The following is an 18,238-nucleotide window of genomic DNA, read 5'->3' on the forward strand; positions in this document are numbered from 1 at the left end:
ATGGTGACCGGACCCCAGCCACCCGCATCGAGGGAACCCGCATGGCGAAGTTCAAGAAGGCCGCCGGCAAGACCACGACCTCCGGCGCGCGCCCGCGCAAGAAGGCAGGCACCGCGGATTCGCAGCAGCAGGCCGACCAGCTCTCGCGCAGCCTGAGCGAATCGGCGCAGCAGATCTGGCTGGCCGGCGTGGGCGCGTTCTCGCGCGCGCAGGCCGAAGGCACGAAGCTGTTCGATGCACTGATCAAGGAAGGCATGACGCTGGAGCAGACCGCGCGTCGCTTCGCCGGCGGACAGGCCGAAGTGGTGCGCGACGTCGTCGGTTCGCGCGTGGGCCAGGCCCGCGAGCGTGCGGTCGATACCTGGGATCGCCTGGAAAAGGTGTTCGAGGACCGCGTGCAGCGTTCGCTGGTGAAGCTCGGCGTGCCCGGCCGCGATGATCTGAACGAATTGAGCCGTCGCGTGGATGCGCTCACCGCCGAACTGCGTCGCCAGGGCGGCGCCCCGGCACCGCGCAAGGCGACCGCCCGGAAGTCCGCAACCAGCAAGCAGGCGCCGGCTGCGCGCAAGTCGCCGCGCAAGACGACCCGCTCGCGCTCGAACGCGTCCTCCTGATCCCAGCAGACCGTTTTATCGCCCGGCGCTCGCCGGGCGTCCCGACAAGCCCGCCAGTCCGCTGCTCCGTATGCTCCCCTCCCCTTACGGTTTCGGACTGGCGGGCTTTCCTTGTCCGGTACCTCGCGGTGCGTGATGCATGCCAAGCGGCGCGTCGCGTCGCTGTCGTATAGTCGCCAGCCTCCGACGACTCCGGGTTGTACATGCTGGCCGGCTTTTCCCTGACGATCGCGCTGTCGATCACCGTATTGCTGGGCGCCGCCGCGACGGCATGGCTGTGGCTGGTGCGCCGTCGACAGGGCGAAACGATGGCCGGGCTCGAAGCGCTCGCCGGCATGCGGTGGCGCGAGTTCTCGCGCCTGGTGGTCGAAGCGCTCCAGACGCAGGGTTTCGAGGCCGAGTCCGTCGAACAGACGCTCGAACGCGGCCCGCAGGCCGAAATCCGCCTGAAGCGCGACGGCCGCCCCTGGCTGCTGGCCTGCAAGCTGACCGGCGCGCGCTCCCGCCTGGGCGTCGCCAGCGTGCGCGAGCTCGCCGACGCGGTGCGATTCAACGGCGCTGCGGGCGGCGTGCTCGCCACCCCCGCGCGCATCGATGCCGACGCCCACAAGGCAGGCGACGGGCTGGAACTGTTCGACGGCAGCGCGTTGTGGGCGCTGGTCGGCCCGATGCTGCCGGCGTCGCTGCGCGACGATCTCACGCTCAACGCGCGCCGGCGCAGCGTGCGCGAAACCGCGCTGGCTTGGGTCGGCGCGCTGGTGCTGGGCGTCATCGCCGGTTTCGTGCCGGCGATGACGCGCGATGATGCGCCCGTGTCTCTGACCGCCGTAACGCCGACAACACCCGTGGCCGCGCCGACGAAGCCCACGGCGCCGCCGACTGCCGCGCCGCACGCGCCCGCCGCCGACCCCTCGCTCGCGGCACCGGCCGATCCGAACCGCGAACAGTTCGAACGCGGCGAAGTGATCCACGCGATCGCCGGCTTGCCGTGGGTCGAGCGCGTGCTGTGGTCTACCAGCTCGACGCTGGTGATCCAGCAGCGTGCCGACGTCGACCAGCTGCAGGTGGAAGAAGTCTGCGGCGTGCTCGCCCGCTACGACGCACTGCGCGCCTCGCGGCTGCAGCTGCAGCCGCCGGCGGGAAGCGAGCGGAAGGTGCGCTTCCTGCAGTGCCGGGCGTATTGAGGCGTTCGTCGCGGCTGAATGATGCGCGCCGGGTGTGCGGCGCGCTACCCGGGTGCGCTGCGCTTACCCGGGCTACAAGAGCCCTCAACGATGCGGATGTGCCCTCACCTGGATCCCGGCCTTCGCCGCGATGACGACGGTCTGGTGGTTCGTCGATCGAAACCTACCAGTGCACGCCCCGCATCAGCGCCGCGAACGCGATCTGTTCGCTGCTCGGCGCGACCTCGCCCTTCAGCGCCTGCTTGTCGCCGCGTGCGGCGGCGGAATCGGGGAACAGCTCGAACGCCGTGCTCATGATGACCTCGTACGCCTTCGGCGCCAGCGCGTTGACGACCGAGGCGAAGATGCCCAGGCGCGTGGCGATGCGGCTCGGGCGTTCGATGATGCCCTTGATGACCATGTCGGCCGCCTCGTCGGGCGTGAGCGTCGGCACGCTGTCGTACATCCGCGTCGGCGCGATCATCGGCGTCTTCACCAGCGGCATGTTGATCGTGGTGAAGCTGATGCCCTTGCCCGACAGCTCGCCCTGCGCGCAGCGGCTCCACGCATCGAGCGCCGCTTTGGATGCGACATAGGCCGAGAAACGCGGTGAGTTGGCCAGCACGCCGATCGAACTGATGTTGATGATGTGGCCCTTCCGGCGCTGCGTCATGCCGGGGAGGAACCCCATGATCAGACGCAGGCTGCCGAAATAGTTCAGCTGCATCGTCCGTTCGAAGTCGTGGAAGCGGTCGTAGCTCAGCTCGATGGAACGGCGGATCGAACGGCCCGCGTTGTTGACCAGCACGTCGCAGCGGCCGTGTTCCTCCAGCACCGTCTGCACGAGGCGATCGCAATCGGCCATGTCGGCCAAGTCCGCGGTGTAGGCGAACACCTTGCCGCCGGCGGCGTTCATCGCGTCGCGGGCCTTGAACAGCTCGTCCTCGCCGCGCGCGACGATGATCGTGATCGCGCCGGCTTCGGCCACACGCTGCGCGGTCGCCAGTCCGATGCCCGACGAACCGCCGGTGATCACCACGACCTTGTTGCGCACCTTGCCCTTGAGGCTGCGATCGACGAACAGGTCGGGGTCGAGGTGACGTTCCCAGTAATCCCACAGCCGCCACGCGTAGCTGTCCAGCGGCGGCACCTGGATGCCGCTGCCCTTGAGCGCGCGCTCGGCTTCGCGATTGTCGAACCGCGTGGGATAGGTGAGGAACTTCATCACCTGCTTGGGAATCTTGAAATCGCGCAGCAGCATGCCGATGAACCGGCGCACCGGCGGCAAGTTCGCCACGGCGCCGCGCACGCTCCCGGGGATGAAGGCGAACATGCGTGCATCCAGGCGCATGGTCATCTCCGGCGAATGCCCGGCGCGCGCGAAGGTGTTGAGCACTTCGCCCACGCGCAGCGGCTCCGGATCGGTGAGATGGAAGCAATGCCCGTCCAGCCGCGGCTTGTGCGCGATGTGGTCCATCGCATCGACGACGTAATCCACCGGCACGATGTTGATGCGGCCGCCTTCCAGGCCAAGCATCGGCATCCAGGGCGGCAGCATCTGCCGCAGCTTCTTGAGGAAGGTGAAGAAGAAATACGGGCCGTCGATCTTGTCCATCTCGCCCGTCTGCGAATGGCCGACGACCATGCCGGGGCGGTAGATGCGCCACTTCACGCGTGTTTCGCGGCGCACGAGGCCTTCGGAATCGTGTTTGGTCCGAAGGTACGGATCGTCCAGCCCCTCGGCCTCGGCGAACATGTCCTCTCGGAACACGCCCGGATACAGGCCCGCGGCGGCGATCGAGCTGGTGTGGTGGAACACGCCGGCCTTCAGCGCGGCGGCAAGGTCGAGCGCGTGGCGCGTGCCTTCGACGTTCGCGATGTGTTGCGCGTCGGGCTTGGCGGTGAGGTCGTAGATCGCGGCGAGGTGGAAGAAATGCTTCACCTTTCCGGCCAGGGCACGTGCCTGCGATGCCGAAACGCCGCAGTTTTCCTGCGTCATGTCGCCTTCGACCGGAACGACGCGCTTCATGTCCCACGCCATCTTCTTCGCGATGGCATCAAGCTTCTTCCGCGAATCCTTGCGCACCAGCACGTAGACGGTGCCCTTGCGCTGGCGGAGCAGCCGATCGACCAGGAGGCGGCCGATGAAACCCGTGGCACCGGTGACGAAGTAGCTCATGCCCTTTCCCCGACCTTGCGTTGGCCGCCGCGCGGCGCCTGCCGCCTACGTTGCCAGAGGCCCCGCCTCGTCACAATTCCCGGCCGTATTGACCCGCGCCGAGGGTGCGTGAGGTAATTCCGGCCACGATCCCGGGCCGCCGGAGGGGCGCCGTCATGACCGACCTGCAGTCCGCTTTCGAACAAGCCGCCAAGGACGTCCAGTCCCTGCCCGAGCGCCCGGACAACGAGACCTTGCTGCGCCTGTACGCGCTGTACAAGCAGGGCTCCGAGGGCGATGTCTCCGGAGCCAAGCCCGGCTTCTTCGACTTCGTCGGCACCGCGAAGTACGAGGCGTGGGCGAAGCTCAAGGGCACGTGCAGCGACGAGGCCAAGCAGAAGTACGTCGACCTGGTGAAGAAGCTGCGCGCCTGACACGCGCCGCAGCCGCCGAACACGACCGATGGCGAAACAGACGCGCCAGCGCATCCTCGACAGCGCATTGACGATGTTCAATGCCCTGGGCGAGCCGAACGTCACCACGAACCACATCGCCGACGAGCTGGAGATCAGCCCGGGCAACCTGTACTACCACTTCCGCAACAAGGACGACATCATCGAGCAGCTGTTCGCGCGCTTCGAGGAGCGCATGGACGCCGCGCTCGCCGCGCCGCAGGGCCGGTTGCCGGGACTGGAGGACATCTGGCTGCAGCTGCACCTGGTGTTCGAATGCATCTGGGATTACCGCTTCCTGCATCGCGACCTGGTGGAAATCCTCAGCCGGAACCGTCGCCTGCGGCTGCGCTTCGCGCGCATCCTGCGACGCGCCAACGAGCAGGCGCATACGGTGATGCGCGGACTGGTGCAGGCCGGGATCATGCGGGCCTCGAAGGACGAACTCGCCGCGACCGCGACCAACGTGCTGGTCATCGCCACGTTCTGGCTGAACTACGCGGCCGCGCGCGGCGACAAGGACGAACACGCCGCCATCCGCGACGGCATCGTGCAGGTGATGATGCTGCTGGCGCCGTTCCTACGCGATGCCGAACGCGTGCATCTCAACACGCTGACGCGGGCGTACCTGGACTGACGCTCGCCGCGCGACCTGCGCTCAGCGCGGAACCTTGTTGCGCACCTGCCGCACGAGTACGGCCGCAAGCCCCAGACCCGCGAGCCACACGTGTCGCACGGTGGTTCTGCGGGTGGTCCTGCGGCTGGTTCGATGGATCATCGATGTCTCCTGCGGCCGGCCGGGCTGCCACCCGACTGTCCGCCGTCGCGATCGAGCAATCACCCTAGCCCGCCCCCTTGCCAGCCCCGGGGCGCAGGCGGGATGCTGCGCCATCGACCGCACGAGGCACCGCCGATGGCCGCGAAGTCCAGTTGGGCCGCCTTTCCGCACGACGCCAAGGGCTTCACGTACGCCGGCGACGCCCTCCGGAAGGCCTGGCCGAAGCTGCACGCTGGCGATGCCGAGCCGTACCCCGACGCGAAGCGGGCGGCGGTCCTGCTGTCCTCCGCCGGCAAGGCCGCGCCCAAGGGCGTGGACGCCGACGCATTGGCGGCGCAGCTACAGGACGCCTGGCGGGCCTTCCATCGCGGCGACTTCAAAGCAGCGCACGAGGCGGGTGCGGCGTTGGGGCCTACGGGCGCATCGGTGGCCGTGAAAGCGTTGGGCATCCACGCGACCTATCTGGTGGACGACGACGCCGAGCGGCTCAAGCGTTTCGAACAGGCCGCCAAGCTGGCCGAAGCCGCGACGAGAGCGCTGCCGGACGAGGCGAACAGCCATTACCGTTACGCGTTCGCGCTGGGCCGATACAGCCAGGGCCTCAGCATCGCGAAGGCCTTGAAGGCCGGCATCGCCGGCAAGGTCAGGGGCGCCCTGGAGGCCACGCTGGACCTCGCCCCGAAGCACGCCGAAGCCCACACCGCGATGGCGCTCTACCACGCGGAGATCATCGGCAAGGTGGGCGCGATGATCGGCGGCCTGACGTACGGAGCCAAGGCCGCGGAAGCGGAAAAGCACATCGCGACCGCGCTGAAGCTCACCCCGGACTCGCCGATCGCGCACATCGAGTACGGCAACGTGCTGATGCTGCTGCACGGCGACAAGAAGGAAGACGCCGCCGCCGCGGAATACGAAAAAGCGGCCAGGCTCAAGCCGCTCGATGCCATGGAGGCGCTGGACGCCGCCTACGCGGCATCGCAGTTGGAGTGACCGGCGCCCGGCCTCAAAGCTCTGGGTGCAGCATCCCCAGATACCCGCGTTCGCGCGCGACGCGCGCCAGCGCCGGCAAGGTACGCACCCCGAGCTTCACCATCAGGCTGGTGCGATGCCGGTAGAGCGTCTTCACGCTGATGCCCAGATCGGCCGCGATGGCCTTGGGCGGAAGCTCGGACAGCAGGCCGCGGAGCGTCTCCAGCTCGCGCGGCGTCAGGCCGAAATCGCGCGGGCGTTCTACCGCCTGCCCGATGTCGCTGCTCAGCGCCACGTCGCCCTTCATGACCCGGTCGAGGACCGACACCAGTTCGGCGATCGCCGCCGTCTTGGTGACGTAGCCGTGGGCGCCCTCGTCGAGCGCACGGAGCACCACGCCGGGATCGCTGTGCATGCTGACCACGACGCGGCGAACCTGCGGCAACTTGCTGCCAAGCGTGCGCAACAGCACCAGGCCGCCATCGGCTGTCGCAAGGCTGAGGTCGATGACCGCCACGTCGATGGGACGGATGCGGACGATCTCCAGCGCCTGCGCGGCGTCGGCGGCTTCGGCGACCACTTCGTAGCGGCCAGTGTTATGGAAGAGGCGTTTGAAGCCTTCTCGGACGATCGCGTGGTCGTCCACAAGCAGTGTGCGGATCATCGGGCGAGTTTCGCCGACCGCAAGGGGGCGCGTAAGCGGAATATTCTGATTGTTGCGAGGAAGAGTCTCCGCCGCTCAGCCCTCCACTCGGCGGCCGGGGTGTTGCCAAACTCCGGCCCCTTTGCTGTATACTGCGCAGCCCTTACGGGCGGTTAGCTCAGCGGTAGAGCACTGCTTTCACACGGCAGGGGTCACAAGTTCGAAACTTGTACCGCCCACCAGTTTCAGGCAAAGGCCGGCGAAAGCCGGCCTTTTGCTTTTCCGTCCCGGCATTCACGGAGGGTCAGATGAACGGAACGCGGCTGTACCACAATCGGCGCTGCTCGAAGTCGCGGGGCGCGCTCGAACTGCTTCACGAACGCGGCATCGAGCCGGAGATCGTGGCCTACCTGGATTCCCCGCCCTCTCCGGCCGACATCCAAGCCCTGCTCGATGCGTTGCGCCTGCCCGCGCGCCAGCTGCTGCGTAGCGGTGAGGAGGACTACAAGGCGCTCGGCCTGGCGGACGAATCGTTGCCGGAGTCGGCGTTGATCGACGCGATGAGCACGCATCCGCGCCTGATAGAGCGACCGATCTTCGTGCACGGCGGCCGGGCCGTCATCGGCCGGCCGCCCGAGCGCGTGCTGGAACTGCTCCCCTGACCCGCTACAGCCGCGCGTCGACCTCATCGCGCGGATACAGGCTCTTGATGTCGTAAAGCAGCGCGTGCGGCTTCCCGAAAGCCCGTGCGCCGCCCGCCTCCATCGCCCGGAACTGATCGTGCGCGACGGCCAGCACCACCGCATCGTACGCGCCGTGCTCGGGTTGGGAGACCAGTTCGATCCCGTACGCGTCGCGCGCTTCAGCGGCATCGGCCCATGGGTCGTGGATGTCCACCTTCGCCCGGTATTCGCCGAATTTCTGCGCGAGTTCCGCCACGCGCGTGTTGCGCAGGTCGGCGCAGTTTTCCTTGAAGGTGAGTCCGAGGATCAGGATGCGCGATCCGGCAACCGCGATATCGCGCTGGATCATGAGCTTCACCACATCGGTCGCGACGTGCTCGCCCATCGCGTCATTGATACGCCGGCACGCCAGCAGGATGTCGGGGTAATACCCTGCCGCCTGCGCCTTCTGGATGAGGTAGTACGGGTCCACGCCGATGCAGTGCCCACCCACCAGCCCCGGCCGGAACGGCAGGAAATTCCACTTGGTTCCGGCCGCTTCCAGCACCTCGGTCGTGTCGATGCCCAGGCGCTGGAAGATCAGCGCGAACTCGTTCACCAGCGCGATGTTGGCGTCGCGCTGGGTGTTCTCGATGACCTTGGATGCTTCGGCCACCCGGATGCTGGACGCCTTGTGCGTGCCGGCCTTGATGATGCTGCGGTACAGCGCATCGACGAACTCGGCGGCTTCCGGCGTGGACCCGGACGTCACCTTCGGAATGTCGACCAGCTTGCGCTGCTTGTCGCCGGGGTTGATCCGCTCGGGGCTGTAGCCGACGAAGAAGTCCTGATTGAACGTGAGACCGGAGACGCGCTCCAGTTCCGGCACGCAGATCTCCTCCGTCGCGCCCGGATACACGGTGGACTCATAGATCACCGTGTCGCCCTTCTTGAGCACCCCGCCGATGGTGCGGCTGGCGTCGATCAGGGGACGGAAATCGGGTCGCTTGTGCTCGTCTACGGGGGTGGGGACGGTGACGATGAAGACGTTGCAGGCGCGGAGCTGCGCCGTATCCGATGTAAACCGTAGTCGCGGTGCTCCCGCGATATCCGCACAAGCCAGTTCGCTATTCGAGTCGTCGCCGACCTCGAGCTCGGCGACGCGTCGCGCGTCGATATCATAGCCAAGCGTATCAATTAGCCTACCGAACTCTACAGCGAGTGGGAGCCCAACGTACCCCATGCCAATGACGGCAACGCAGCGGCCCTTCAAATCCATCCGATGCCCCTCTTTAGCGGGATGACAATGCAGGCCCGGCGGCCGGCTTCCATGATAATCGACTGAATGGAAAGGCGCGGCCGAACGTGCAGGACGGGATAGTCTCAGCCGCCTCCCCTGTCGGCGCCGCGGAAGGCACTAGCCGCTGCGCACCGACGACGTGACGACCGCCGGCCGGTCAGACTCCCGACCACCCGCACTATAGAGACTGATTAGCGCGCGGTAGTTGCGCCGAGTGAATGATGCCTCGTACCTATCGCGCGAGCATCGTACTGAGCGAAAGGAATGACAAGTTCTTAGCCGCACGGAACATTCAAACGAGCCCTGCTTAGTTTCCGTCGAGGTCGCTGGCCCTAGTAGGCGCCCGCTCCAACGAACCCCTTCGCCAAGGTCATGACGATGATCCTCAAGTCAAACAACACCGACCAGTTCTGTATGTAGTAAAGGTCGTAGTCGACGCGCCGGCTCATCTTCTCCAGCGTGTCCGTTTCCCCGCGCAAACCATTCACTTGCGCCCAGCCGGTGATGCCCGGCTTCATGCGATGTCGCTGCATGTAGTTCTGGACGACGCTCTTGTAGTAATTGTTGTGCTCGATCGCGTGCGGACGCGGACCGACGATGGACATCGTTCCCTCCAGGACGTTGAAGAACTGCGGGAGCTCGTCCAGGCTCGTTCGCCTTAAGAGGCGGCCAAAACGCGTCACGCGCGGGTCCTCGCGAGTTGCCTGGGTGACCTCGCCGTGGCTTTCTGCATGGAGTCGCATGCTCCGGAACTTCCACACTTCGATGGTTTTTCCATCGAGTCCGTGTCGCTTCTGCTTGAACAGGACCGGCCCGGGTGAACTTAGTTTTACGCCGGACGCGATCAGCGCCATCAGTGGCCCGACGACCAACAGGATAAGGAGCGCGAGTACGCGATCTTCCACTCCCTTGATCACGCGGGCTTCGCCATTCAATGGGCTGGCGCGCAGATTGATGACCGGCAGCTCGTTCAACAGCTCGACCGAACCGTTGAAGATCTCGCGTTCGCAGACATTCGGGACGTACTTGATGTCCGCGGTGGAGTGCTCGAGCGAACCCAGAACGCTGGTTAGCCAGGGCGCACTTGCATCGCCGGGTGCGATCCACACCTGCCGGATACCGTTCGACGCCACGTACGCGCGCATGGTGTCCATTGCGCCAAGATGCGCGACGCCCGCGATCGCCTCACGAGCATCCGGCATCACCGAGAACCACCCGCGCAGTTCGACGAGGTGGGCGCCGCAGGATCGAAGCTGCTGCGCGACGCGCGAAGCCGCCGCAGCGTCGCCGACGACGACCGCCCGGCACACGTCGTGGCCGTGCGACACGGCGTAGCGGTTCACCGCGCGACATACGACACGCAGCGCGACCGACGCCACGACAGTACCGAAGCACCAGTAAGCCCACCAGAGGCGCGACGTTACGCCAGGCACCTTCAGAAGGGCGACGTAAAGCACGCCCAGAACGAAGACCATTACCCACAACGCAAGCAGACGGAATCCATGCCGGGTCCAGTGCTTGGCGCGCCAGCCGCTATAGCATGAAGACGAGCCGAGCACGATCATCGTGAACAGCAAACCTCGCGCGATTGCCCGCTCGAACTCGATCGGCATGCTGAGCGAGCCAAACCGCAGACGGTACGCCAATACCGCAGCAGCAGCGAGCACCACCATGTCGCCCAGCCGCAGCAGGATCGATAGGAGCGCGGACATGCGCGTCTGCGGCAGACTCTCTATCTCATAGGGCCTGCGGATCGGGACCGGAAGCATGGCTCACGCCTCCCCGCCGCAGTTACCGCGCGTCCCGGACAGCAGCAGGGACAGCGGCACCGCCAGCACGGCCATCACGGCGTACGTGCGAAGCGGATAGTCGACGAGCGAGTGCAACATGGGAACCGTGACGGCAACAACAGAACCAACCATTATTGGCGGTCTGTCGCGCGCAACAATCAGTTTGTTTCTTATCGCGATAACGAACAGCGCCAGTGCCGCGGCCACGAAGAAGACGCCGAATGCGCCCCACTCGACGAGAAGTTCCAGGAACTCATCGTGTGCGTGCAATGCGTAGACCGCGCCGGTCTTCGTGAGCGGCTCGAATGGGGCGTACGCGTAACGGAAGGTCCCCGGACCGCTACCCCATGGCCAGTACGCTTTGGCGGCCTCCCAGCCGTACTCAAGGTACTGCCAGCGCAGGTCCTTGAGCGGATCCAGTTCGAGGCGAGCGCTGAGCCCGGTCCACGCGTACGCCCAGACCATGCATGCGCTGGCGAAGCAGGCGAATGTCATGCCGATGGCAGCAAGCCGTACACGTCTCACAAGAAGCAGCATCACCGCGGTGGCCGCCGCGCACGCCAGGAGGAACCCGGTACGCGAAAAGCTCAGTCCAGCGGCTACGAGCAATAGGACTGTAGCGCCGTACCACAGCGCCGCCTCCGTGCGCCGCGTCGACGACACATGCGTAGCCAGTGCAAGCGACAGCGTGCCAGCATCGCCATCAGCGATGCGAAGTGGTTGCGATTCGCGAACGTTCCGATCGCGCCGATGGCGTGATGGTAATCGTACATGCGCAGTATCGAATGCCGACCAGCCGCCGCCTGCGCATAGCCGATCAGCCCGAGCACGCAGCCAAGGAGCACGCACAGCTTGAGGAGTCGGTATCTGGCGTTGTTGCCAACAGTGGATAACAGCGCGACCATCGCGCAAAAGACGAGCCATTGCACCAGCGAACGTACGGTTGCCCACGCGTCGAGCGTCGCCGGCAGGCCGGAAGTCTTGACGCCGGCGGCATGAAGATCGGACAGGATTGCGGAGCGCATCGGCAACCGGCCGATCCAATCCGAGGGAAACGGAACCAGTTGGACGAGGTGCCACGACACCACTGCGATCAGGAGCAGCATCGTCAACCGCTGCAGTAAGTCCTGTGCCTTCCACGACCAGCGTATGCAGGCCAGCAACAGTACCGGCATCGCGGCGAATACCACGATGACATCGCCTGCGCCGCGAGATCCGCCGCCGAAGACCAACGCCATGACCAGCAGAAAACCGATGGCGAGTTCCGGCATGCGGTTGCCGGTGATCACGCTTCGGGGAGTCATCGAACGCACCGAGGCCTCACGCCCGACGTCAGCGAACGTCGGGCGCATCGAGTGTCGAGGGCTGGTTACGGACTGGAAGGCTTGGCGCGTTCGGCACCGTGGTGGCCGCCGCCGCCCGCCGCCGCACCGATCGCGATGGCGCCGACGCCGGCTGCCACACCAACGCCCGCTGCAATCCCACCACCAGCCGCATGGGCTGCGCCCGCCTTGCCGACTTTCGCTGCCTTGCCGGGCTTGCCGGCCTTCGTCGTACCGTTAGCGTTGCCGGAGTTCTGCGTGCCCTTCGCCTTGCCCTTGCTGGAACCATCGGAAGCCTGGTTCCGGCAATCGTGTCCTTCGCACTTCGGATGGTTCTTGTCGTCCGAAGTTCCGCGCGTCGTCGATTGCGCCGCGGCATTCCCGATCACGCACACCATCATCAGACAGGCGATCCATTTCTTCATCATCGTGCTCCGTTGGTTGAAGCCCGAATTATCCCGGCGGTTGATTAACCCATACGCACAATCATTGAAGAGTTTTTCTTATCTGCACGTCGTCAAGACGAAGCAAGCCAGACACCAGCGTGTCCGCAATCGAGCGCGAACGCTGCGTAAGCCGAAGCGCCTGCTGCGTGCAATTCGCCGGCACGTCGAATGACGTGCTGACGCGTTGCCACGTTTCGCTGGCGCCGGAGAGTTCCATTCGCGTCAGTCCACCGCCTGTCGTGCACGAAAGTTCAAGTTCGAACGGTCGCGAGGCGTCCGTCTGATCGTCGAACGCTGCGCTCAGCGTGTACGCGCCGGGAACGAGCGCGAGTCGTTGCGATGGTGCGCGCAGCGTTGTGGCGCGCCCACTGAAGGCGATGCGGAGGAACTGCCGTCCCGATGCCGCCGCGCCGGTCTCCAGCGTCACGTCCACGCCGGGGCCGGCATCCCACGTCCACGCGAACGCTCCGGTGACCGGCTCCATCTCCTCGAAATCACCGTCGTACACGGTGCCGGCGAGCCGACGCAACGGCGATGCCAGCGATGCCACCCATACCGCTCGGGCATCCGTCGCGCTGCCCGCCCGCAATAGCGCGTCGATCAACGTCGAGCGCTCGGCTGTGGTGAGTGGCCTACGCGCCGACAACTCTTGGATGAATCTGGCCGTGATCCCGGCATCGGCCTTCGGACCGCGAAGCGCGGCCCACATCTGTCCAGCCCAAGGCGGCTCACCGACGACTGCATCGATCGCTGCCTGCCGAAGTCGGGCGTCGCCGAAGTCGGTGACGAGTTGTTCGAGAAGCGGCTTCGCCAGATCAGGATTTACACGGAGGATCGCGTCGAGGTGGCGCACCCCCTCCCCGCGCGCGCCTCGCCGGAACGCGGTGTCCATGAGAAAGGCGTGCGCCTGCCAGTCGCGGGGATCTCGCCGCACGGCAACCCGGTAAAGCTCTATGGCGCGCTCGCCCGCCCCGTCGTTTGCGGCCACCTGACCGAGCATGCGGTACGCACTTCCATCAATGGGACGGCTGTGAAGCGCCTCCCGGGCTCCAGTCGCCATCGCCGGAAGGCCGCTTCTCTGGGCGCCAGCCAGAACGCGGTCCGGCCCTAGCGGCGGGCCATACTCCGTGTCGACACGCAGGAGCCACCAGCCACAGCAACCCAGCATGGCGGCGGCTGCCGTGCCGACGAGTAGCCGGCCGAGCGACACCTTTGGCACCGGCCCGCTATTTCGCCTTCGACGCATGGGCGCCGTATCCATAGCCGTAATACTCATCTCCGCCAACCATGCTGAAGCGGGTGAGCAACGCGCCGATCAACCGCGCACGCGAGAACTGGAGGCGACGGATGGCTGCCTGCAGGGATTCCACCCGCGTCGCCTGTGCCGCCACTACCAGCATCGTTGCCTCGGCATGGTTCGCGAGCAACGGCGCATCGGCCAGGCCAAGCACCGGCGGTCCATCGAGGATCACCACGTCGTAGCTTCGGCGCAGGTCGCTCAGCAACTTCGGCAGTGCGGCACCGCCGAGCAGTTCCGGCGGATTCGGTGGAAGCGGACCCGAGGTGATCACATCGAGGGCACCGTTGCGCCAGGACTGAACGACCTCGTCCAGGGTGCATGCGCCCGAAAGCAGGTTGGACAGGCCCTTCGCGGACGGGAGCCCGGTGGTCTTGTGCACCGATGCGCCGCGCAGATCCGCGTCCACCAGCAGCACGCGTTTTCCGAGTTGCGAGATGTTCTGCGCGAGTTCGAGCGCGGTCGTGCTCTTGCCCTCCGACGGCCCGGCAGACGTGATGAGCAACGTTCCGGGAAGGCCGCGCACCGTTGCGAACTGCAATGCCGTCCGCACCGAGCGGTACGCCTCGGAGAAAGGCGACCGCAGATCGGACGCAGCCTGTTGCGCTGTTTCGTTCTCGCCCAGACGCGGAATCGCACCCAGGACCGCCAGCCCTGCCGCTTCCTCCAGCGACTTGGGATCCCGCATCGTGTTGTCGAGGTAGTGCACGACGAACACCACGAGCACACCCAGCAGGACGCCAAGCACCATCCCGATCGCCAGGTTCAGCAACCTTCGCGGCGAATTCGCCTTCATCGGCGGCGTCGCCACGTCGATCACGGAGATGTTGTTCGCACCGATGCCACCCGCGACGCCGATCTCCTTGTAGCGCTGCAGCAACGCGTCGTAGAGCTGTCGGTTCTTCTCGGCTTCCCGTTTGAGGATGTTGTACTGGATCGAACGGCCCTGCAGGTTGAGCACGTCGCCTTTCAGCGCGGCGATGCGCGACTTGAGCAGGTTCTCCTGGGCCAGCGCCGCCTCGTAGTCGATGCGCACGGCCTGCCGGATGTTCGCCACTTCCGCTCCGATCTGCCGGTTGGCCTCGGCGATCTGCTGGTGCAGCTGCACCATGTTCGGATAATCGGGTTTGAACGTCGCCAGCGAGTTCTGGTACGTCGCTTCCATCCCCGCCTTCTGCTCGCGCAACTTCTGGATCAGCGGATTCGCGACCACCTGCGGAAGCGCCATGCCATCGCCCTGGTTGGCACCGCGCCACAACGCCTCAGCCTTCATCCGGGCCGCCTGCGCGGTCGCAAGCGCAGTGTTGAGATCGCCAAGGCTCTGCGCATCGAGCGAGGGTTTGTCGTCGCTGACGGAAACGATCTGCTCCTGCTCCGAGAACGCCACCACCTGCTTCTCGGAATCCTCCAGCTTGTCCTTCAGCTGCGCGAGCCGCTCTTCCAGGTACTTCTTGGCGTAAGAAGAGGCCTGGAACCGTCGCTCCAGGTTGCTGGCGACAAAGCCTGCGGCATAGGCATTGGCGACCTTCGCCGCCATCTGCGGATCCGGCGAATCGAAGTTCACCCGAACCAGGCGCGAGTTGCGCACCGGCTCGATGCCGAGCGATTCGAGGACGGGGTCCACCAACGCTTCTTCGCGAAGCTGTCGAAGGGTGCCCTCCGGGACGGCCTTGCCGTCGCTGCGTCTTTCGGCGTCCTCGTCTGCCGACTCGACGTACTTCGCGTACGCCGGATCGCCGACGAGCTTCAGGTCTTCGATGACGCGACGGGCGAGCGACCGGCTCTTCAGAAGCTCGTACTGTGTCTGGTAGAAGTCGCGATCGAGCGGCGATTCGCTCGGCTCCAGACCTTCGAACGCGACGACCTTGATCGTGTCCCGCTCGATCTGCAGCGTGGTTGCGGCGCGGTACGACGGCGTGGCGAGCAACGTGAACACCAGGGCGATGAAAACCGTGGCAACGGCGGTACCGACCAGCAGACGCCAGCGACGACGCAGGACGTTCCAGTACTCGACCAGGTTGATCTGATCGTCGTCTTGCTGCTCGGTGGCGACGCCCGGCTCTGCGAATGCGTTCATCGGTAAGCCCTCCACACCGCCACGAAGGGCGCAAGCTGCACCAGCGTTCTCAAGGTCGTCTTGCCGGCGGAGGTGTCGACGACGATCAGATCGTCGCCGTAGATCTGGGGATCCTGATCCTCGCCGCGGTTGATGGCGGAAACGTCGAACCTGGCGTACTGCCGCTTGCCGTCGACATTGCGGAACACGAGCACGTTGCGCAGGCTTCCCACCTCGTTGAAACCTTCCGCCAGCGCGATCGATTGCAACAACGTCAGCCGCGAGCTCATCGGATAGATGCCCGGCTTCTTGACCGCGCCGCTGACCGTCACGCGCTGGCTGGAAAACTCCTTGACGAAGACGCTCACCTGCGGATTCTGCAGATAGCGCCCCTGGTAGCGCGCTGCGATCTCGTGTTCCGCTTCGCCCACGGTGCGGCCGGCCACATCGACGCCGCCGATGAGCGGCAAGGACACCTGCCCTGCATTGTTCACGCGCACCTCGCGATTGAGGTCCTGCACCTGGAACACGGTGACCGCCAGAAGGTCGCTCGGACCGATGCGGTATTCGCTGCGCCCGAGCGCCTCGGTCACAGGATCGGCCTCCGGAAGCGACTGCGCTTCACCTTCGGCGTGATGCGCTGCGCAGGCGGATAGCAAAAGCAGGCATGGCACGAGACCGATCCGAAACAGAACACTCAACACACGACACCCGAACTGGCAAAGGCAGCCGACTATTATCGGGGCCACCGGGAACGCGCCGACCACGGCGAGCATCAGACTCTTTCTTAAGCGCGCGACCAGCGTCCTAGGAATCGCGATATCAGGCCGCCGGTCGCATCGCGGTCACGCGACTGCGCGCGATCGCCATCGAACGACAATGCGGGAGGCAAGCTGGACGGAGGAACATCCTTCACGATGCCCAGCGGACGCGTCAGCACCATGTGCGTGGCCTCGCCGTCTCCGACGATGCGCGCCGCAGCATCACGGGCCTCGGCGAGCAGTGGCGGGCGTCGTCGCGGATGGTGCGCGTCGGTCGCGAGGATCATGCACATGCCGTCGCCGACGAAACGCTCGGCCGCATTGCGCGGCCGCGAACCGAAGCGGCCTGTCAACGAACCCGCCGTGATCTGCATCCACGCGCCTCGTGCGGCGAGGCGCGTGAAAACGTCGAAATGCGAATCCACCCAGCTCAGGCGTTCCGGATGCGTGATCACCGGCACGATGCCCTGCGTCATCAGCTCGAAGACCGACTCTTCGAACCGCGGCGGCGCGACATGATGCGGCGGTTCCAGCAGCAGATAGCGTGAGCCGGCGAGCGTGGCGATGCGTCCGGCGCGGATGCCGTCGATCAGGTTGGGCGCCAGATGGACATCCGCGCCTTCCACCAGGACGAGTTCGATGTCGCGGGCTTCCAGTTCGATCTGGAAACGCGCGATCGCGCTGCGGATCCCGACCGCATCGTTGTCGTACACACCCGGATAGATATGCGGCGTGCAGGCGACGGTCGTAATGCCGTCGGCGACTGCCATGCGCGCCATCTCGAGCGCGGTGGCGAGATTCACCGGGCCGTCGTCGATGGCAGGAAGAAGATGGCAGTGCAGGTCGTACATCGCGCAGGCCGGGAAGGTGGCGCCGGAGTCTAGCGACGCATCCGCCGCGAATTTCACCGCGCGCGAGAAAGTATCAAACGACTGCCGGCCGTTCGTCAGTCGCGGTGATAGATCGTCAGTTCGTCGCCCGCCGCGATGACCAGGCTGCGCCCGGAGAACGAGAAGCCGCACGCATGCACTTCCGGATGACTGTCGATGCGGGTGAACCTGGCGTCTTCGTCTTCGTGGCACACGAACAGCGCACGACCGGGCGCGACGAGCAATACGTCCTGCGTCGGCCATTCCAGCGTGACGAGTTCAAGCGACCACCCGTCTTCGGTCACGCGTGGCAGTCCGCCGCCCAGGCGGCCGGCGATACCGACGTCGACGTGCTCGAGCGGACCGATGCCCTTTGCTTTCAGCAGATGCATCCCGCGGGCGTCCTGCTGCGTACTGCCCTTCCGCGCGATCGTCTCGCCGCTCGCGCAGTCGATGACGCCGAGGCTGTCGCGTGAGATCACCAGCAGCAGTTCGCTGTCGCGATCGAATCCGATCGCCTCCACCTGCGGCACCGCAAACACGCCCGAGACGTGCCACGGAGCCGGCGGCGGCGTCAGCGGCGTGGTACGGATCTGGCGACGGATGGGGCCGAGATAACGGGCAGCAGACTCGAGTTCTGCACGACGGCGACGGGTACGAAGGAGTGTGAGCATCGGCAACGCGTGCTCGGCACACCTGGTCAGGAGCGCCGGATCATCGGATGGGAAACCGCCGGCATTCCGGCGGCGCGGACACGCAAGCGGCGAATCCGTCTGCGATGCGGAGATGGTAGGAAGCGCACCGGCGATAGGCCATGGGAATAGTCCGATTCGAATCGGAAATTCCTGACATCGCGTGATCGATGGTGCCCGGACCCGGGATCGAACCGGGACACCCTTGCGGGTGGCAGATTTTAAGTCTGCTGCGTCTACCTGTTCCGCCATCCGGGCTGGAGCGC

18 protein-coding genes, 2 tRNA genes and 1 pseudogene are annotated in these 18,238 nt (G+C 65.8%); 7 read left to right on the forward strand and 14 right to left on the reverse strand.

The features are described 5' to 3' along the window. The first annotated feature begins 41 nt into the window (after positions 1-41). Entirely contained in the window at positions 42-614 is a 573-nt protein-coding gene (locus LA521A_RS10890; protein ID WP_281778928.1) for a phasin family protein, read from the forward strand. A 203-nt stretch (positions 615-817) separates the two neighbouring features. Beyond that, positions 818-1,798: a restriction endonuclease gene (locus tag LA521A_RS10895; RefSeq protein ID WP_281778929.1), complete on the forward strand. Its 981-nt coding sequence runs from the start codon at positions 818-820 to the stop codon at positions 1,796-1,798. 163 nt (positions 1,799-1,961) lie between these two features. On the opposite strand, the gene LA521A_RS10900 is transcribed toward LA521A_RS10895, so the two are convergent. Then, on the reverse strand, positions 1,962-3,956 hold the full coding sequence (locus LA521A_RS10900; RefSeq protein WP_281778930.1) for an SDR family oxidoreductase: 1,995 nt from the start codon (positions 3,954-3,956) through the stop codon (positions 1,962-1,964). A 155-nt stretch (positions 3,957-4,111) separates the two neighbouring features. Between LA521A_RS10900 and LA521A_RS10905 the strand changes: the two genes are divergently transcribed. The 3 genes from LA521A_RS10905 (at position 4,112) to LA521A_RS10915 (ending at position 6,155) form a co-directional block, all read left to right on the forward strand. Further along, the gene (locus LA521A_RS10905; protein WP_281778931.1) at positions 4,112-4,369 is read left to right on the forward strand and encodes an acyl-CoA-binding protein; all 258 of its coding nucleotides are present in this window, start codon (positions 4,112-4,114) and stop codon (positions 4,367-4,369) included. A gap of 28 nt (positions 4,370-4,397) precedes the next feature. Then, positions 4,398-5,024 carry a TetR/AcrR family transcriptional regulator gene (locus LA521A_RS10910; protein ID WP_281778932.1) on the forward strand — a complete coding sequence of 209 codons (627 nt, stop codon included), beginning with the start codon at positions 4,398-4,400 and terminating at the stop codon, positions 5,022-5,024. Between the two features lie 276 nt (positions 5,025-5,300). After that, positions 5,301-6,155: a tetratricopeptide repeat protein gene (locus LA521A_RS10915; protein WP_281778933.1), complete on the forward strand. Its 855-nt coding sequence runs from the start codon at positions 5,301-5,303 to the stop codon at positions 6,153-6,155. Positions 6,156-6,168: 13 nt separating this feature from the next. Here LA521A_RS10915 and LA521A_RS10920 read toward each other — a convergent pair whose 3' ends face one another. Beyond that, positions 6,169-6,780 carry a response regulator transcription factor gene (locus tag LA521A_RS10920; RefSeq protein WP_281778934.1) on the reverse strand — a complete coding sequence of 204 codons (612 nt, stop codon included), beginning with the start codon at positions 6,778-6,780 and terminating at the stop codon, positions 6,169-6,171. Between the two features lie 164 nt (positions 6,781-6,944). Between LA521A_RS10920 and LA521A_RS10925 the strand changes: the two genes are divergently transcribed. After that, a tRNA-Val gene (locus LA521A_RS10925) sits at positions 6,945-7,019 on the forward strand. A 66-nt stretch (positions 7,020-7,085) separates the two neighbouring features. Further along, positions 7,086-7,439: an arsenate reductase (glutaredoxin) gene (arsC, locus tag LA521A_RS10930; protein ID WP_281778935.1), complete on the forward strand. Its 354-nt coding sequence runs from the start codon at positions 7,086-7,088 to the stop codon at positions 7,437-7,439. Positions 7,440-7,443: 4 nt separating this feature from the next. Here the strand turns inward: arsC and LA521A_RS10935 are convergent, their stop codons facing one another. The 12 genes and pseudogenes from LA521A_RS10935 to LA521A_RS10985 all read right to left on the reverse strand — a co-directional run bounded on the left by LA521A_RS10935 (position 7,444) and on the right by LA521A_RS10985 (position 18,230). Continuing rightward, positions 7,444-8,718, reverse strand: coding sequence for a nucleotide sugar dehydrogenase (locus tag LA521A_RS10935; RefSeq protein WP_281778936.1), 1,275 nt, complete (start codon positions 8,716-8,718; stop codon positions 7,444-7,446). A 353-nt stretch (positions 8,719-9,071) separates the two neighbouring features. Further along, on the reverse strand, positions 9,072-10,451 hold the full coding sequence (locus LA521A_RS10940; protein ID WP_281778937.1) for an undecaprenyl-phosphate glucose phosphotransferase: 1,380 nt from the start codon (positions 10,449-10,451) through the stop codon (positions 9,072-9,074). Positions 10,452-10,511: 60 nt separating this feature from the next. Then, positions 10,512-11,192, reverse strand: a complete 681-nt coding sequence (locus LA521A_RS10945; RefSeq protein ID WP_281778938.1) for an O-antigen ligase family protein — start codon at positions 11,190-11,192, stop codon at positions 10,512-10,514. Next, the gene (locus tag LA521A_RS10950) at positions 11,129-11,881 is read right to left on the reverse strand and encodes a hypothetical protein (protein WP_281778939.1); all 753 of its coding nucleotides are present in this window, start codon (positions 11,879-11,881) and stop codon (positions 11,129-11,131) included. The genes LA521A_RS10945 and LA521A_RS10950 overlap by 64 nt, the downstream gene beginning before the upstream one ends. Positions 11,882-11,898: 17 nt before the next feature. Further along, on the reverse strand, positions 11,899-12,279 hold the full coding sequence (locus LA521A_RS10955) for a hypothetical protein (protein ID WP_281778940.1): 381 nt from the start codon (positions 12,277-12,279) through the stop codon (positions 11,899-11,901). 58 nt (positions 12,280-12,337) lie between these two features. Next, positions 12,338-13,297, reverse strand: coding sequence for a hypothetical protein (locus LA521A_RS10960; protein WP_281778941.1), 960 nt, complete (start codon positions 13,295-13,297; stop codon positions 12,338-12,340). 226 nt (positions 13,298-13,523) lie between these two features. Beyond that, positions 13,524-14,282 (reverse strand): CpsD/CapB family tyrosine-protein kinase, encoded by a 759-nt coding sequence (locus tag LA521A_RS19020; RefSeq protein ID WP_425494594.1) that lies wholly within the window; start codon positions 14,280-14,282, stop codon positions 13,524-13,526. Positions 14,283-14,291: 9 nt separating this feature from the next. Further along, a pseudogene (locus LA521A_RS19025) lies at positions 14,292-15,686 on the reverse strand (GumC family protein); the annotation flags it as partial. Beyond that, positions 15,668-16,324, reverse strand: coding sequence for a polysaccharide biosynthesis/export family protein (locus LA521A_RS10970; protein WP_425494595.1), 657 nt, complete (start codon positions 16,322-16,324; stop codon positions 15,668-15,670). The pseudogene LA521A_RS19025 and the gene LA521A_RS10970, both read right to left, overlap by 19 nt. Before the next feature lie 113 nt (positions 16,325-16,437). Then, complete coding sequence (locus LA521A_RS10975) at positions 16,438-17,433, reverse strand: tyrosine-protein phosphatase (protein WP_281778944.1); 996 nt, start codon at positions 17,431-17,433, stop codon at positions 16,438-16,440. After that, a complete protein-coding gene (locus LA521A_RS10980) occupies positions 17,358-17,954 on the reverse strand; it encodes a hypothetical protein (RefSeq protein WP_281778945.1) in 597 nt (198 codons plus the stop codon). Before LA521A_RS10980 ends, LA521A_RS10975 begins: the two co-directional genes overlap by 76 nt. Before the next feature lie 189 nt (positions 17,955-18,143). After that, positions 18,144-18,230 (reverse strand) — tRNA-Leu (locus tag LA521A_RS10985). Positions 18,231-18,238: the final 8 nt, after the last annotated feature.

The organism is Lysobacter auxotrophicus (genome assembly GCF_027924565.1).
In the GTDB taxonomy this organism is placed as follows: Bacteria; Pseudomonadota; Gammaproteobacteria; order Xanthomonadales; family Xanthomonadaceae; genus Lysobacter_J; species Lysobacter_J auxotrophicus.

Coding starts and splice junctions, on each gene's coding strand:
- LA521A_RS10980 (WP_281778945.1), bottom strand. CDS start 17,954: ATGCTCACACTCCTTCGTACCCGTCGCCGTCGTGCAGAACTCGAGTCT.
- LA521A_RS10910 (WP_281778932.1), top strand. CDS start 4,398: ATGGCGAAACAGACGCGCCAGCGCATCCTCGACAGCGCATTGACGATG.
- LA521A_RS10935 (WP_281778936.1), bottom strand. CDS start 8,718: ATGGATTTGAAGGGCCGCTGCGTTGCCGTCATTGGCATGGGGTACGTT.
- LA521A_RS10940 (WP_281778937.1), bottom strand. CDS start 10,451: ATGTCCGCGCTCCTATCGATCCTGCTGCGGCTGGGCGACATGGTGGTG.
- LA521A_RS10960 (WP_281778941.1), bottom strand. CDS start 13,297: ATGCTCGGTCAGGTGGCCGCAAACGACGGGGCGGGCGAGCGCGCCATA.
- LA521A_RS10895 (WP_281778929.1), top strand. CDS start 818: ATGCTGGCCGGCTTTTCCCTGACGATCGCGCTGTCGATCACCGTATTG.
- LA521A_RS10950 (WP_281778939.1), bottom strand. CDS start 11,881: ATGCGCCCGACGTTCGCTGACGTCGGGCGTGAGGCCTCGGTGCGTTCG.
- LA521A_RS10890 (WP_281778928.1), top strand. CDS start 42: ATGGCGAAGTTCAAGAAGGCCGCCGGCAAGACCACGACCTCCGGCGCG.
- LA521A_RS10915 (WP_281778933.1), top strand. CDS start 5,301: ATGGCCGCGAAGTCCAGTTGGGCCGCCTTTCCGCACGACGCCAAGGGC.
- LA521A_RS10900 (WP_281778930.1), bottom strand. CDS start 3,956: ATGAGCTACTTCGTCACCGGTGCCACGGGTTTCATCGGCCGCCTCCTG.
- LA521A_RS10905 (WP_281778931.1), top strand. CDS start 4,112: ATGACCGACCTGCAGTCCGCTTTCGAACAAGCCGCCAAGGACGTCCAG.
- arsC (WP_281778935.1), top strand. CDS start 7,086: ATGAACGGAACGCGGCTGTACCACAATCGGCGCTGCTCGAAGTCGCGG.
- LA521A_RS10955 (WP_281778940.1), bottom strand. CDS start 12,279: ATGATGAAGAAATGGATCGCCTGTCTGATGATGGTGTGCGTGATCGGG.
- LA521A_RS19020 (WP_425494594.1), bottom strand. CDS start 14,282: ATGCGGGATCCCAAGTCGCTGGAGGAAGCGGCAGGGCTGGCGGTCCTG.